The organism is Nocardioides sp. B-3 (assembly GCF_024703895.1).
In the GTDB taxonomy this organism is placed as follows: domain Bacteria; phylum Actinomycetota; class Actinomycetes; order Propionibacteriales; family Nocardioidaceae; genus Nocardioides.
This window is the reverse complement of the sequence record NZ_CP087968.1, coordinates 283,088-296,729: the sequence shown is the minus strand read 5'-3', so window position 1 is coordinate 296,729 and position 13,642 is coordinate 283,088. Positions and strand designations below refer to the sequence as shown.

Sequence of the window (13,642 nt, the reverse complement as noted above, 5' to 3'; positions counted from 1 at the left end):
CATGAGCGTCGCCACCGCCGCCCCGAGCGGGCCGGTCCAGTCCGTCGGCCGTGCGCTCGGCCTGCTCGAGCACCTCGCCGACGCGGGCGAGCCGCTCGGCCTCTCCGAGCTCGCTGCCGTGTGCTGCCTGCCGGTCTCCACGACCCACCGGATGTTGAGGGTGCTGTGCACGGCGGGCTATCTCTACAAGGGGCCCGACCGGCGCTACCGCCTCGGCCCGCGACTGGTTGCGCTCGGTGGGGCCGCCATGCTGCCGATCGCCCCGGAGGTCTCCACCGGCTCGAGCAGCTGGTCCAGCTCACCGAGGAGACCGCGAACGCGGCGACGCTGTGCGGTGACACGGTCCTGTTCGTCGCGCAGGTCCAGTCCTCGCAGTCAATGCGCAGCTCGACCGAGGTGCATCGCCGGACGATGGCGCACTGCTCGGCCGTGGGCAAAGCACTGCTGTCCCTCCTGCCCGACGACGAGGTGGCGGCACTCGCGGCGCGCACCGAGCTTCCGCGGCGTACGTCCCACACGCTCGGCACGATTGACGAGCTGCTTGCCGCCGTCCGTGACGCGCGACGGCTGGGCTATGCGGTCGACGACGAGGAGGAGGAGTACGGCGCCCGCTGCATCGCCGTGCCGGTGCCCTCCGCGCCGTTCCCGCTCGCCGTGGCGGTCGCCGGCCCGACCTGCGCGGGTCACGCGCGAACGCGTGTCCGTCATCGCAGCCGAGCTGCACCGGGTGGTGAGCAGCCGCTGACTGGTCGAGGCGCCGTGCGGATCCGCGCGGTCAGTCGACCATGTCCGCGATGGCGAACTTCTCTTCGTGCTCGGCGAGGTCGAAGGTCTCTGCGACCGTCGTCCGGTTTCCGTTGTAGATGTCGCGATCGATCTCATCGTCGGCGTGAGCGACCAACATCGAGACGAGCGTATCTCCGTTGACGTTGAGGAAGGTGCGGAAGATGCCGGTGAACCAGTCGACGGCGATCAACAGGCCCACGGCCTCGAAGGGCAGGCCGAGGGAAGTGGCCGGGAACATCGCCACGACCGGGAACCCGCCCGGAACGGTGATGGTGCCCATGTTGAGAAGGATCGCGAGCCCCATTCCCATGGCGATCTGACCGAGCGTGAGTTCCACGTTGCCTGCCTCTGGGCGAGGAACATGACGACGATCATGTAGTTGAGCACGGCGCCGTAGGAGCCCATCGTGAGTCCGACGGAGAGCGTGAAGTTGGCCACCCGCTGCGAGACGCCGACCTTCTCGACGGTGTTCTTCAGCACGGTCGGGAAGGTCACCGCCGAGCTCGTGGTGGTGACCGCGATCGCGGTCTGCTCGGCGAGCTTGGCAGGCAGCTTCAACGGGTTGAGGCGCGTGATCGAGGCGGTGATGCCCACGAAGAGCAGGAACAGAATGACCACGCCCAGCAGCGTCGTGCCGAGGTAGCTCAGCGCCGTGGTAACGACGGAGAACCCGATGTCCCCGGCGAGCGCGGCCAGCAGGCAGAACACGCCCACCGGGGCGATGTACATGACCATCCGGATCAGGGTGAGGACGACCTGCTGGACCTGCTCGAGGAAGCGGAGCACGAGCGTGTCCTGAGTGCGGCTGACATGGACCCTGAGCGCCGCACCGAAGAGGAGGGAGAAGACGATGATCGGCACCATCGAGGCGGTGGACATCGCCTCGAAGATGTTGGTGCTCACGAAGCCGAGCAGGGTCTCCTGCCATCCCGTCGCGGCGGCCGCAGACGCCTCCAGCGCGGGGTCGACCTCGCCTTCGAAGACCATGCCCCCGCCGGGCTGAATGATCGAACTGAGCCCCCGGGCGACAGCGGCGGCGACACCCGACAGCCCGAGCATCCGGGCGAAGGTCCGGCCGGCCATCTTGCCCATCCCCGCGCCGGACATCGCGCCGGTGGCCACGATGACGGAGGCCATCACCGGGGGCACGATCGCCATCTGGATGAGCCGGATGAACATGTCGCCGACGAACTTCAGATTTATTGCCCAGTCACCGACGACCAGCCCGAAGACGATGCCGGCGATTGCTGCGACTCCGATCTGCAGCGCGGGTTGCTTCAGTGCTTTCATGCGAGCCTCCGGCGATGAGCCGCCCCTGCGGGGCAGCAAGGGTTTGCTCGCGAACTGCAGTGTGATCAAGCGTCGAGCCGTGACCCAAGTCCCACTGACTTCGACACGATGAGCACTCCATTCCATGAAGCCGGAATTTCCACGATGTGGAAGGAAGTTTCTGAAAACCGGCATGCCGAAGATTACGACGTGATGTGCGTCACGTCTACCCCTCGGGCTGGTCGATCTGCCCGCGAGGAACTGTCACAAGGCCGCGAACGTGTCTCCGTGTGACCACTCGATGCCTGACGCGCCGGACTGCGCCGGGCTGACCGACTCCCCGTCGATCCACACCCCACGAACGTCGGCGGGCGTGCCCGGGGCGAAGGTCCGCGACAGCGCCTCACTGGCGTCACCGGCGTGGGCGAGGCTGACGGCCGGGGCGGTGCCTGCGGCCGGGCGCAGCCACTGGGCGTCGAACCTCTTGCCGACGGAGAGGTCGCCGACCTCGGTCGACATCCCCAGCGCCGAGGCGCCGGCGCTGGTGGCCGGGTGGAGCAGGTGGGCCGCGGTGAGCTGGTGGCCGAGCCCGCCCAGCAGCTGCTGCGCGAAGCACGCCCGGAGGCCCTCCTTCAGCAGCGAGAACCCCGTGCCGGCACCCACGTCCGAGCCCAGCGCCACCCGCACGCCGTGCTGCAGGTGCCCGGCCATCGGGGAACAGCCCGCTTCCCAGTGCGGCGTTGGACGTCGGACAGTGCGCCACCGCAGCGCCACGATCGCCCAGCAGCGCAAGCTCGTGGTCGGTCGGGTGCACGTTGTGCGCAAGGACGGTGCTGCGTCCGACGAGCCCGTGCCGGGCGTAGGTGTCGACGTAGCTGGCGCCCCCGAAGAGCCGGCCGACCTCGGCGATCTCACGGACGTTCTCATTGACGTGGGAGGTCACCATGGCATCGGGGATCTCCGAGAGCATCGCGCCGCAGGCTGCGAGGAGCTCGTCGGTGGACGACAGCGAGAAGCGCGGCGTCACGGCGTAGCGGTTGCGGCCGACGCCGTGCCAGCGCGCCGCGAGGGCCAGCGACTCGGCGTACGCGCGATCTGGAGTGGTGTGCAGCTCGGGGCGCAGGAGACGGTCGCCGACCACGAGGCCGCTGGTGACCCGCAGACCCACGTGCGAGGCCTCGGTGAAGAGTGCGTCTACCGCCGGAGCGTGGTGCGCGCCGAAGACCAGCGCGGTCGTGGTGCCGGCCGAGACCAGTCCGCGCGCGAAGTCGGCAGCGACGCCGACGGCGTACGGCAGGTCGGCCATCCGCGCCTCCTCCGGGAGGGCGCACCGGTCGAGCCAGTCGAGCAGCGGCATGCCGAGCCCGCCGATGACCCGCGCCTGCGGGAAGTGCACGTGGGTGTCGATGAAGCCGGGCAGGACCAAGCCACCGGTCAGGTCGACGACGTCCTCGCCGGCGTGGCGGCGGCGCAGCTCGGCGTACGGTCCGCGCTCGATGATCACGCCGCCCTCCACCAGCAGGGCGATGTCGGTGTCGACACGGAGTGCGCCGTGCTCGAAGGGGTTGTCGGGAGTGTCTAGGAACGTGCCTCGGAAGAGCGTCATCAGGAGACCTCGTGGTGGTCGGCGGCGGGCGCCCTGGTCGCGGGTGGTGGGCTGTTCGGTGGCGAAGAGCTCCGAGCAGCCGGGCGGCGACGCTCACCGCGATGGTGGCCGGCACCTTGCCCGTGAGCTCCGGCAGGCCGATCGGGGTGGTGATCCGCGCGATCGCCTCGGGGGAGTTGCCCTCGTCGGCGAGCTTCTTGCGGAACCGCGCCCACTTGGCGCTCGAGCCGATCAGGCCGATGGTTGCCAGCCGGTCGCTTCGCAGGGCGGCGTCGCACAGGGCGGCGTCTTCAGCGTGGTCGTGGGTCATCACCAGCATGTGGGTGCCGTGGGGCAGCTCGCCGATCACGAGCTCGGGCAGGACGGGGACCCGGTGCACGTGCACGTTGGCGACCGCATCGTCGAGGACGGCGAGTCGCTCGGGTGTCAGCTGGTCCGGGCGCGAGTCGACAGGTGCAGCTCGAGGTCGTGTCGGGCCAGCACGCGTGCGAGCTCGACGCCGACGTGCCCGATGCCGAAGATTGCCACCGAGGGCACCACCGGCAGCGGCTCCAGCAGCAGGGCGACTTCGCCACCACAGCACTGCACGCCGTACTGGAATGGCGCCTTGTCCGACAGCGCGATGTCCGGGGCTTCCGGTGCTCCGGCGCCCGCCGCGATCATCGCCCGGGCCCGCCTCGACGGCCACCGCCTCGAGATTTCCGCCGCCGACCGTGTCCCGGGTCCGGTCAGCGGCGACGACCATCTTGGCGCCGGCCTCGCGCGGCGAATGACCGCGCACGGACGTGATGGTGACGAGTACGCCGACCTGCCGCTGCTCGCGGAGCCGCTGGAGTGCCTTCATCCACTGCATCGCGATCACACCCCGACCGGCACACGTGCGCGAGCGTTCTCGAGCGCCCAGAAGACCGCCTCGGGCGTGGCAGGAGACGCCCGAGGTCGACACTGGTGCCGGCCGGGCCGAAGGCCGCGGCGGCCTGCCGCAGCGCCTCCCGGACGGAGAACGCCAGCATCACAGGCGGCTCACCGACAGCCTTGGAGCCGTAGACCGCGCCGTCCTCGTGCGCCTTCTCCAACAGGGTCACGTTGAAGACCGCGGGCATCTCGGAGAAGCTCGGCAGCTTGTAGGTGCTGGCCGCCTGGGTCGCGAGCCGGCCCCGGTTCGGTCCGTCCGATTCGTCCCAGCGGAGGTCTTCCAGAGTCAGCCAGCCGGCGCCCCTGGACGAAACCACCTTCGATCTGGCCGACGTCGATCAGCGGCGACAGGCTGTCGCCGACGTCATGGACGATGTCGACCCTGCGCAGCGTGTAGGAGCCGTCGAACCCGTCGACCTCGACCTCGGCGGCAGCGACCCCGTAAGCGAAGTACTTGAACGGCGTGCCGCGCATCGCGGCCGCGTCCCAGTGCAGTCCCTCGGTCTTGTAGAAGCCGGCCGCCCAGAGCTGGATGCGCTGGAAGTAGGCCTTGGGCACGAGCTCTTCCCGGGTGAGGCCGGCGCCATCCACCTGTGAGAGTCGCGCGCGGATCTGCTCGCACGCGTTCTTGATCGCGGCACCGTTCAGGTCGGCGCCGGAGCTCGCCGCGGTCGCGGAGGTGTTGGGCACCTTGTCGGTGCGTGTCGGCGCGAGGCGCACCCGCTCGAGCGGCACACCGAGCGAGGTCGCGGCGACCTGCAACATCTTGGTGTGCAGGCCCCGGCCCATCTCGGTGCCGCCGTGGTTGATCAGCACCGAGCCGTCTTTGTACACGTGCACCAGCGCGCCCCTCGGTTGAAGGCGGTCAGGTTGAACGAGATGCCGAACTTGACCGGAGTCAGGGCGAGCCCCCGACGAGCGTCAGGGTGACTGGCGTTGAACCGCTCGATCTCCGCCTGTCGCTGCGCGGACGTCACCGTTCGCGAGCACTGGCTCCAGCAGGCCTCGAGCCGGTCGGCATGCCGCACCTCCCCGGCCGTACGGCGTGTCCTGACCCGGCTGGTAGAAGTTGCGGCGCCGAAGCTCGACTGCATCAACGTCGAGGAGCGGCGCGCACCGGCCGAGGATGTCCTCGATGACGAGCATCCCCCGGGGTCCGCCGAAGCCACGGAACGCCGTCTGTGACGTCTTGTTGGTCTTGGCGATCCGGCCGTCGACGCGCAGGTTCGGGATCCAGTAGGAGTTGTCGATGTGGCAGATCGCGCGGGCCAGCACGGGCTCGGACATGTCCGGGCTCCAGCCGCCGTCGGCGGTGAGCATCGCGTCCAGCGCGACGAAGTGCCCCTCGTCGTCGAAGCCGACGCGCCACGAGGCGTGGAAGCCGTGCCGTTTCCCGGACATGGTCATGTCCCGGGTCCGGTTGAGCCGGAGCCGCACCGGTCGCCCGGTGAGGGTGGCGCCGAGTGCCGCGATCGCCGCGAAGCCGTGCGGCTGCATCTCCTTGCCGCCGAAGGCGCCGCCCATGCGCAGGCACTGGACGGTGACCTCGTGGCTCGGCACGCCGAGCACGTGCGCGACGATCTCCTGCGTCTCGGTCGGGTGCTGGGTGCTGCACTGCACGAACACCTGACCGCCTTCGTCGACCAGAGCCGGGGACGCGTGGGTCTCGAGGTAGAAGTGCTCCTGCCCGGCGAACTCGAACTCGCCGGTGAAGACGTGCTCGGCCGTGGCGAAGGCGGCCTCCGAGTCCCCGCGCGCGAGGTGCGGTGTGGCGCCCCGGAAGCTGCCGGCGTCGATCGCGTCTCGGACGCCGACCATGGAGGGCAGCGGCTGGTAGTCGACCACGACCGCAGCGGCGCCCAGTCGGGCCGCCTCCAGCGTCTCGCCGAGCACCCAGCACAGCGCATGGCCGTGGAACATCGCCTCAGCCGGGAAAAGCGGCTCGTCGTGCTTGATCCCGGCATCGTTGACTCCGGGGACGTCGGCTGCGGTGAGCACGCGGACGACGCCCGGCACGGAGTACGCCGGCGCGACGTCGATCCCCGGGATCCGCGCGTGCGTCTGTGTGGACTGGACGGGCCGGGCATGCAGGACGTCCTTGGTGCGCAGCACCAGATCGTCGGTGTAGAGCGCCTCGCCACTGACGTGCAGCGCCGCGCTCTCGTGGGCCGGGGCTCGCCGACCACGGGGTTGTCCGGGCGCTGGGACAGGAAACTCATGCGCTGGCCTCCAGTCGGTCGGGCCGGTGGGCGGCGTACAACCGGAGCAGGGATTGCCCGAGCATCGCCGAGCGGTAGGTCGAGCTGGCCCGGTGGTCGTCCATCGGAGTGCCTTCGCTCGCCATCACCGCTGCTGCTTCGCGCACAGTCATTTCCGTCCGGGGGCGTCCGGTCAGGGCAGCCTCCGTGGCGCTGGCGCGCAGTGGTGTCGCCGCAACGCCACCGAGCCCGATGCGGGCGCTGACGACGGTGCCGTCCACGACGTCGAGGGCATAGCCGACGGCCACGCTGGAGATGTCGTCGAAGCGTCGCTTCGCGACCTTGTGGAAGGCGGTCACCGGCGCCAACGGCATGGGGATCCGCACGGCGCGGATCAGCTCGTCCGGCTCCTTCAACGTCGTCCGGTAGCCGGTGAAGTAGTCGGCGAGCGACACCACCCGGTCGCCGTTGCGCGAGGACAGCACCAACGAGGCGTCGAGGGCGAGCAGCGCGGGAGGGGTGTCCCCGATCGGCGAGGCAGTACCGAGGTTGCCGCCGATCGTCGCTCCGTTGCGGATCAACCGCGAGGCGAACTGCGGGAACAGCTGGGCCAGCAGCGGCACCCGACCGACGAGCAGGCGCTCGACCTCGCTGAGGGTGAGACCGGCTCCGACGACGACCTCGTCCGGACCGAACGAGAACTCGCGCAGCTCTGCGATGCGGTCCACAGCCACGACGTACGGCGCCCGGGCGCCGCGGATGTTGACCTCGACCCCGTGGTCGGTGCTCCCGGCGACCACCTGTGCTCCCGGGTTGTCTGCCACCGGGTCGAGGGCCTCGGCGAGCGATGCCGGCCGGCGGAACTCGGCACCGTCCACGGCCAGCCGGGTCGCCACTGCGGGCGGTGGCGGAGCAGCGGTCCGGGCGGCGAACGCGTCGTCGATCTCGGGTGAGCCGAGGGCGTACGCCGCGTCGCGGATCGGGCGGTATCCCGTGCACCGGCAGAGGTTGCCGCTGAGCGCGTGCAGGTCGAACCCGTTGGGGCCGTGCTCGTTGTCGCAGGCAGGCGAGGCCGGGTCGGGCTCGCTGCGTCGGGGCGGTAGTACTCCGCCGCCATGCTGCACACGAAGCCCGGCGTGCAGAACCCGCACTGCGATCCGCCGCGGACGGCGATCTCCCGCTGCACCGGGTGCAGCGAGCGGCTGGTGCCTAGGCCCTCCGACGTGACCAGCTCCTCGGCCGTCGAGGGCGGCCACCGGCACCGAGCACGTTGACGGCGACCCATTCGGTCGGGGTGTCCGTGCCGGGGCGGGCGACGAGCACCGAGCAGGCGCCGCACTCGCCCTCGGCACAACCCTCCTTGGCGCCGGTCAGGCCACGGCCGCGCAGCCAGTCGAGGGTCGTGGTGTGCGCCGTTGCGTCAGCCACCGGCATGGTGGTGCCGTTCACGGTGATGTTCGGTGTCTCCATCGTGCTCACCCCTTGCTGACGGTTCTGCTGCGCGCACTGTGGATCGGGTTCGCTTCCCGGAGGAAGTCGTCGAACCGGTAGCCCGCGATCTTGGCGACCTCGAGCAGCGCCGCCGCGTGCTCGGCTGGCACAGTTGGTCAGCCGGTTGCGGCCCTCATCGAGGATCCCCTCGAAGGAGCGGGCGTCGCGCACCGAGATGACCAGCGGGAAGCCGAACCTCGCGGAGTAGGCCGCCGTGATCACGCCCAGCTCGTCCTGCTCGGGCTCGGCCAGTGCGTCAGGCCACGCGTGGACTGGTCGCGCAGCGACGCCTCGCCGCTCATGCCGTCGGACACGAGCTGCGATCCGAGCTGCGGGTAGGCCTCGATGAGCTGGCGCTGCTCGTCAAGCGATCCGGAGAACAGCGCCTCCCGGAACGACCGGCGCAACGCGTGGGTGTCGCCGAACGGACGCTGGTCGTAGGCCCGCTCGACCGCCCAGCGCGGACCCCTGGAACAGTGGCGCGAACGTCGTGACGAACTCGTCGCGCGACATCGTGTTGACTGGTCCAGCCGGACCGTGTCGCCGGGCTGGCCGGCGACGGCTGGGCCGAAGTCCTTGCCGATGTGGTGGAAGGCGACATTGAGGACGATGGCGGTCAGGCTGCCCGGGGGTGATGCCGCTGCCGAAGATGATCTCGGCCCAGCTCGGGACCGCCTGCGCGACCTGCGGCTGGGCGGTCACGAACATTGCCAGAGCCGATGCTGGTCGCCACGATCACGACGTTGCGGTGGTCGTTGAAGTCGACCTTGGCAAGGGTCTGGAACCCGACGACGGCCACCGTGGCAAACATCGCGATCGCGGCGCCGCCGAGCACGGGGTGGGGGATGCCGGCGACGATCGCGCCGGCCTTGGGAACCGGGCCGATCATCACCATGATCACGCCGGCGGCCGCGACGACGTACCTGCTCTTCACGCGCGTGAGCCTGACCAAAGCCGACGTTCTCTGCGAAGCAGGTGTAGGGGAACGAGTTGAGTACCCCGCCGAGGGTGGTCGAGAGGCCGTCGGCGCGCAGGGCCCGAGCGACGTCCTCTCGGCCGATCCGCTTCTCGACGATCTCGCCGGTGGCGAAGACGTCACCGGTGGTCTCCACCGCGGTGATCAGCATGACCACGATCATCGAGACGATGGCGGCGAAGGAGAACTGCGGCCAGCCGAAGTAGAACGGCGTGGTGGCGCCGACCCAGTCGGAGCCGGCGACGGCGTCGAAGTGCGCGTCACCGAGAGCCCACGCGACGGAGGTGCCGACGACCGGGCCGACGAGCACGGCGACCGTCGCCATGAAGCCCTTGAACACGCGCTGGATGGCGACGATCAGGAAGAGCGTGCCAAGTGCGTAGGCCGGGTTCTTGCCGCTGGTCGGGTCCGACGTCGGGCCAGCTCCACCGGTGGCGTCCGCAGCCGCGACGGGCAGCAGCGCGAGTCCGATGATCGTGATCACCGAACCGGTGACGACGGGCGGGAAGAAGCGGATCAGCTTGCTGAACCATGGGGCGATGGCGAACGTGAAGAGGCCCGCCACGATCACGGCGCCGTAGATCACCGGGAGCCCGTCCGTGCCGCCGCCAGCGGCGAGACCGATCGCGATCATCGGTGAGACCGCCGTGAACGTGACGCCCTGCAGCAGCGGGAGCCGCACACCGACCTTCCAGAAGCCGATCGACTGGATGATCGAGGCGATGCCGCAGGTCAGCAGGTCGGCGTTGATCAGGTGGATGAGCTGCTCGGTGCTGAGGCCGATGGAGTTCGCCAGCAGGATCGGGACGATCACCGCGCCGGCATAGAACGCGAGCACGTGCTGGGTGCCGTACACCGCGAGCTTCCCCGACGGGGAGCACCTCGTCCACGGGATGCACGGCCCGGCGTGGGGTGCGAGCTCTCATCATGGACTTCATCGGAAGGTCTCCTCGGGACAGGGCGCTGGGCAGATCGTGTGATCTGCGTTACAGCATCCCGCGCGCCGGCCGGGGCGTCACCCTGTGAATCTCCGAAGTTGGTGCGTGCGGACGCCTCCGCGGTTGTGCGATCACCCAAGCGAGCGCAGGGCCGAGAAGACGTCGACCCGGTCCTCGAAGCTGGACAGGTCGCGGCCGGTCAGCTCCCTGGACCTTCTCGATGCGGTAGCGAACGGTGTTGACGTGCAGGTGCAGCGACTCGGCGGTCCGCGCCCGGGAGGCGGAGCACGCCAGCCACTCGGCGAGGGTGCCGATCAGCTCGCCTTGCGTGCGCCGATCGTGGTCGAGCACGGAGCCCAGCACTCGCTGGGCATAGGTGCGGCGCACGTCGTCGGGGACGCAGGCCAGCAGCAGGACGTGGGAGGCGACCTCGTCGGCGCCGACCACGACCACGGATCCGCTCCCGGAGCGGGCCACCCGGTGCGCGAACCGTGCCTCGTCGAGGGCACCGGTGATCGCCTCGATGCGGGACTCGTCGCTCACTCCGACCGCCAGTCGGCCGCGACCTGTTCCCGGGGCAAGCCGGCCGAACGCCGCACGCAGCAGGCCGGGCAGGCCCGGGCGTGGATGGCAGGATCCCGACCATCCGCCCGTCGCGCCCCGTCGCGACGACGGGGGAACTGACGGCGAGTGCGACATCCTCGAGCAGTAGCAGGGCGGACTCCGGGGCACCGGCGCCATCGAGGTCGATCACGACGACCGTCACGGGACGGTCGGAATCGAGGCCGGCTCCGGCGCAGGCGCGCGGCGACGTCGGTGTGCGGGGCGCCGCCCTCGACGAGGGAGAGCGCGTCGGCCGAGTTCGGACGCAGTGCGCGGACTCCTTCGTCACGCCGCGACCGGTCCGGGGGCCGCGATCGCGCACAGCTCCCGGACCGCTTCGGACCCGGTCTCGTGTCCAGTGTCGAGGTCGCCGTCGACGGCGACCAGCCGAGCCGTGAGCCGGGAGCCGAGTGCTGAGCCGACGGGGAAGAGGGTGTACGTCGAAGCGCCGGCGCGGGCGACCGCCGGCAGCCGATCGGCGATCAGGAAGCAACGAACCAGCTCGTCCAGCGTCGCGTCGTCCAGTTCGTCGGGACCGGGCACCACGTGCCGCCCGGTGGTGGTGAGGACCCGGCAGTCGTGCCCCACCTCGGCCGCGATCCGGGCAGCCAGCTCGTCGAGGCTGCGGCCGTCGGCGAGGGAGGTCACGAGCTGGCGCTGGCGGACCAGACTGGCCGACAGTCGGGCGCCGCTGACGGCGGACTGGGTGGCAGCGACGTACTCGGTGATGTCGGCGAACGCCACCTCGATCGGCACCTCGATCAGGGTGACTCGATGCCGGCGGCAGGCCTCGAGCAGATCGTCGGGGACGAGACCCGGGAGGGCGACGCCCGCCAGCAGGGTGGTGGCCCCGCTCGAGACAACCGAGGCAACGAACGTCTCGCTGTCCGCGGGGAGCGGCGCCACGCGAGCCCGGTGACGACGAGCTCGCCACCGGTCAGGTAGCGCCCCGGCTCCAGCAGGTCCGTCGTGATCATGCGACCGATCGGACGTTCGAGTGATCCGGGGCCCTCGTGCATCACCCGCAAGCCGAAACCGGGGGCGGACAACAGCTCTGAGAGCAGCATGCGCGGCTCCTTCCTGATTGGAACGTACAGGTTGACGTGACTGAGGTCACGCCTTAGTGTATTCCGAAGAACAGAAGTAATCTTCCGCTATACGAAATACGAGGATCTCATGAACCACACCCTGCGCTACGAGGTGAACTGTTCGATCCTGTTCACCGAGCTCCCGCTGCTCGAGCGGCCGGCGGCTGTCAAGGCGGCCGGCTTCGACGCGGTCGAGTTCTGGTGGCCCTTCGCCGAGGCCGTCCCGGCCGACCAACACGTCGACGCCTTTGTGTCGGCCGTCAAGGACGCCGGCGTGCAGCTGGTCGGCCTCAACTTCTTCGCCGGTGACATGCCGGGCGGCGACCGCGGCCCGGTCTCCGGCCGGCCCGCTCCGCGGAGTTCCGCGACAACGTCGACGTCACCGTCGGCATCGGCGAGGCGCTCGGCTGCACCGCCTTCAACGCGCTCTACGGCAATCGTGTCGAGGGTGTCTCCGCCACCGAGCAGGACGACGTCGGTGCCGAGAACCTCGCGATCGCCGCGCGTGCCGCCGCCCGCATCGGCGGCACCGTGCTGGTCGAGCCGGTCAGCGGCGCCGAGCACTACCCGCTGCTCACCGCGGCCGACGCACTCACCGTCATCGATCGCGCGGGGGAGCCCAACATCGGTCTCCTCGCCGACCTCTACCACCTCTCGGTCAACGGCGACGACGTCGACCGGGTGATCGCCGACCACCTTGCCCGCATCGCGCACGTGCAGATCGCCGACGCCCCCGGCCGCAACGAGCCGGGCACCGGCGACCTGCCGTTGATGGGCCAGCTCGCCGCTCTCGAGGCCGGCGGCTATACCGGCTGGGTCGGCCCGGAGTACAAGCCGTCCACCACCTCGGCCGACAGCTTCGGCTGGCTGCCGCGCGAGCGCTGTACCTCGACCGCCGTCGCCAACTGACACACCGTCGCCAACTGACTCAGGAGACCTCCAATGACCAACATCGCCTTCATCGGACTCGGCATCATGGGCAGTCCCATGGCCGTCCACCGGCCAAGGCCGGCCACACCGTCGCCGGCTACAACCGCACCCCTGACAAGGCCCAGCCGCTCGTGGACGCGGGCGGTACGGCGAGCGAATCGATCGCCGACGCTGTCCGCGACGCCGACGTCGTCTGCGTGATGGTGCCGGACTCCCCGGACGTCACCGACGTGCTCACGGGTGAGGACGGTGTCTTCGACAACGCCAAGGCCGGCGCCCTCGTCGTCGACTTCTCCAGCATCCGCCCCGACGTCACCATCGCCCCGGCCAAGCAGGCGCAGGACGCGGGCTTCCGGCTCCTCGACGCCCCCGTCTCCGGTGGCGAGGCGGGTGCGGTCAACGCGGCGCTCTCGATCATGGTCGGCGGTGCGGCCGACGACTTCGAGGCCGCCAAGCCGGTCTTCGACGCGGTCGGCAAGACCGTCGTGCACGTCGGCCCAAGCGGCTCCGGCCAGACCGTCAAGGCGGCCAACCAGCTCATCGTCGCCGCCAACATCCGAGGCGCTGTCGGAGGCCGTGGTCTTCCTCGAGGCCTACGGCGTCGACACCAAGTCCGCCCTCGAGGTGCTCGGCGGCGGACTCGCCGGCTCCAAGGTGCTGGACCAGAAGAAGGAGAACATGCTGTCGCGTTCCTTCGAGCCCGGCTTCCGCATCGCCCTGCACCACAAGGACATGGGCATCGTCACCTCCGCCGCCCGCGAGGCCGGCGTCGTCGTGCCGCTGGGCTCGCTCGTCGCCCAGCTGATGGGCAGCGCCCTCGCCAACGGTGACGGCGCCCTGGA

13 protein-coding genes and 7 pseudogenes are annotated in these 13,642 nt (G+C 70.2%); 5 read left to right on the top strand and 15 right to left on the bottom strand.

Going from position 1 to position 13,642, the window contains the following annotated elements; genetic code table 11:
• Position 1: 1 nt before the first annotated feature.
• Together LP418_RS32135 and LP418_RS32130 are read left to right on the top strand one after the other, a co-directional pair.
• Positions 2–178: pseudogene (locus LP418_RS32135) on the top strand (helix-turn-helix domain-containing protein); the annotation flags it as partial.
• A pseudogene (locus tag LP418_RS32130) lies at positions 121–579 on the top strand (IclR family transcriptional regulator domain-containing protein); the annotation flags it as partial. The pseudogenes LP418_RS32135 and LP418_RS32130, both read left to right, overlap by 58 nt.
• Positions 580–775: 196 nt before the next feature.
• Here the strand turns inward: LP418_RS32130 and LP418_RS02010 are convergent.
• From LP418_RS02010 to LP418_RS01940, 15 genes and pseudogenes are all read right to left on the bottom strand, one after another.
• Entirely contained in the window at positions 776–1,066 is a 291-nt protein-coding gene (locus LP418_RS02010) for a dicarboxylate/amino acid:cation symporter (RefSeq protein ID WP_257955037.1), read from the bottom strand.
• On the bottom strand, positions 973–2,076 hold the full coding sequence (locus LP418_RS02005; protein WP_257955036.1) for a dicarboxylate/amino acid:cation symporter: 1,104 nt from the start codon (positions 2,074–2,076) through the stop codon (positions 973–975). Before LP418_RS02005 ends, LP418_RS02010 begins: the two co-directional genes overlap by 94 nt.
• A gap of 243 nt (positions 2,077–2,319) precedes the next feature.
• The gene (locus tag LP418_RS32125) at positions 2,320–2,766 is read right to left on the bottom strand and encodes an amidohydrolase family protein (protein ID WP_442940212.1); all 447 of its coding nucleotides are present in this window, start codon (positions 2,764–2,766) and stop codon (positions 2,320–2,322) included.
• Positions 2,767–2,803: 37 nt separating this feature from the next.
• Positions 2,804–3,661: pseudogene (locus LP418_RS02000) on the bottom strand (amidohydrolase family protein); the annotation flags it as partial.
• Positions 3,662–3,800: 139 nt separating this feature from the next.
• A pseudogene (locus LP418_RS01995) lies at positions 3,801–4,505 on the bottom strand (XdhC family protein); the annotation flags it as partial.
• Positions 4,390–4,737 carry a hypothetical protein gene (locus tag LP418_RS01990; protein ID WP_257955034.1) on the bottom strand — a complete coding sequence of 116 codons (348 nt, stop codon included), beginning with the start codon at positions 4,735–4,737 and terminating at the stop codon, positions 4,390–4,392. The pseudogene LP418_RS01995 and the gene LP418_RS01990, both read right to left, overlap by 116 nt.
• Complete coding sequence (locus LP418_RS01985; protein WP_336275884.1) at positions 4,685–5,416, bottom strand: molybdopterin cofactor-binding domain-containing protein; 732 nt, start codon at positions 5,414–5,416, stop codon at positions 4,685–4,687. Before LP418_RS01985 ends, LP418_RS01990 begins: the two co-directional genes overlap by 53 nt.
• Before the next feature lie 81 nt (positions 5,417–5,497).
• Complete coding sequence (locus LP418_RS01980; protein WP_257955033.1) at positions 5,498–6,688, bottom strand: molybdopterin cofactor-binding domain-containing protein; 1,191 nt, start codon at positions 6,686–6,688, stop codon at positions 5,498–5,500.
• Positions 6,689–6,791: 103 nt separating this feature from the next.
• Positions 6,792–7,598: an FAD binding domain-containing protein gene (locus LP418_RS01975; protein ID WP_257955032.1), complete on the bottom strand. Its 807-nt coding sequence runs from the start codon at positions 7,596–7,598 to the stop codon at positions 6,792–6,794.
• Between the two features lie 385 nt (positions 7,599–7,983).
• On the bottom strand, positions 7,984–8,487 hold the full coding sequence (locus tag LP418_RS01965) for a 2Fe-2S iron-sulfur cluster-binding protein (RefSeq protein ID WP_257955031.1): 504 nt from the start codon (positions 8,485–8,487) through the stop codon (positions 7,984–7,986).
• Positions 8,484–8,795, bottom strand: a complete 312-nt coding sequence (locus tag LP418_RS01960; RefSeq protein ID WP_257956871.1) for a 2-oxo-4-hydroxy-4-carboxy-5-ureidoimidazoline decarboxylase — start codon at positions 8,793–8,795, stop codon at positions 8,484–8,486. The genes LP418_RS01965 and LP418_RS01960 overlap by 4 nt, the downstream gene beginning before the upstream one ends.
• Before the next feature lie 86 nt (positions 8,796–8,881).
• Positions 8,882–9,199: a solute carrier family 23 protein gene (locus tag LP418_RS01955; protein ID WP_257955030.1), complete on the bottom strand. Its 318-nt coding sequence runs from the start codon at positions 9,197–9,199 to the stop codon at positions 8,882–8,884.
• Positions 9,200–9,275: 76 nt separating this feature from the next.
• Positions 9,276–10,055: pseudogene (locus LP418_RS01950) on the bottom strand (solute carrier family 23 protein); the annotation flags it as partial.
• A 172-nt stretch (positions 10,056–10,227) separates the two neighbouring features.
• A complete protein-coding gene (locus LP418_RS01945) occupies positions 10,228–10,722 on the bottom strand; it encodes a PucR family transcriptional regulator (RefSeq protein ID WP_257955029.1) in 495 nt (164 codons plus the stop codon).
• Between the two features lie 345 nt (positions 10,723–11,067).
• The gene (locus LP418_RS01940; RefSeq protein ID WP_257955028.1) at positions 11,068–11,688 is read right to left on the bottom strand and encodes a PucR family transcriptional regulator ligand-binding domain-containing protein; all 621 of its coding nucleotides are present in this window, start codon (positions 11,686–11,688) and stop codon (positions 11,068–11,070) included.
• A 572-nt stretch (positions 11,689–12,260) separates the two neighbouring features.
• Between LP418_RS01940 and LP418_RS01935 the strand changes: the two genes are divergently transcribed.
• The 3 genes and pseudogenes from LP418_RS01935 to LP418_RS30170 form a co-directional block, all read left to right on the top strand.
• Complete coding sequence (locus LP418_RS01935) at positions 12,261–12,779, top strand: TIM barrel protein (protein ID WP_257956870.1); 519 nt, start codon at positions 12,261–12,263, stop codon at positions 12,777–12,779.
• Positions 12,780–12,931: 152 nt separating this feature from the next.
• Positions 12,932–13,237 (top strand): annotated as a pseudogene (locus tag LP418_RS01930) (NAD(P)-binding domain-containing protein); the annotation flags it as partial.
• Positions 13,179–13,601: pseudogene (locus tag LP418_RS30170) on the top strand (NAD-binding protein); the annotation flags it as partial. The pseudogenes LP418_RS01930 and LP418_RS30170, both read left to right, overlap by 59 nt.
• Positions 13,602–13,642 lie beyond the last annotated feature (41 nt).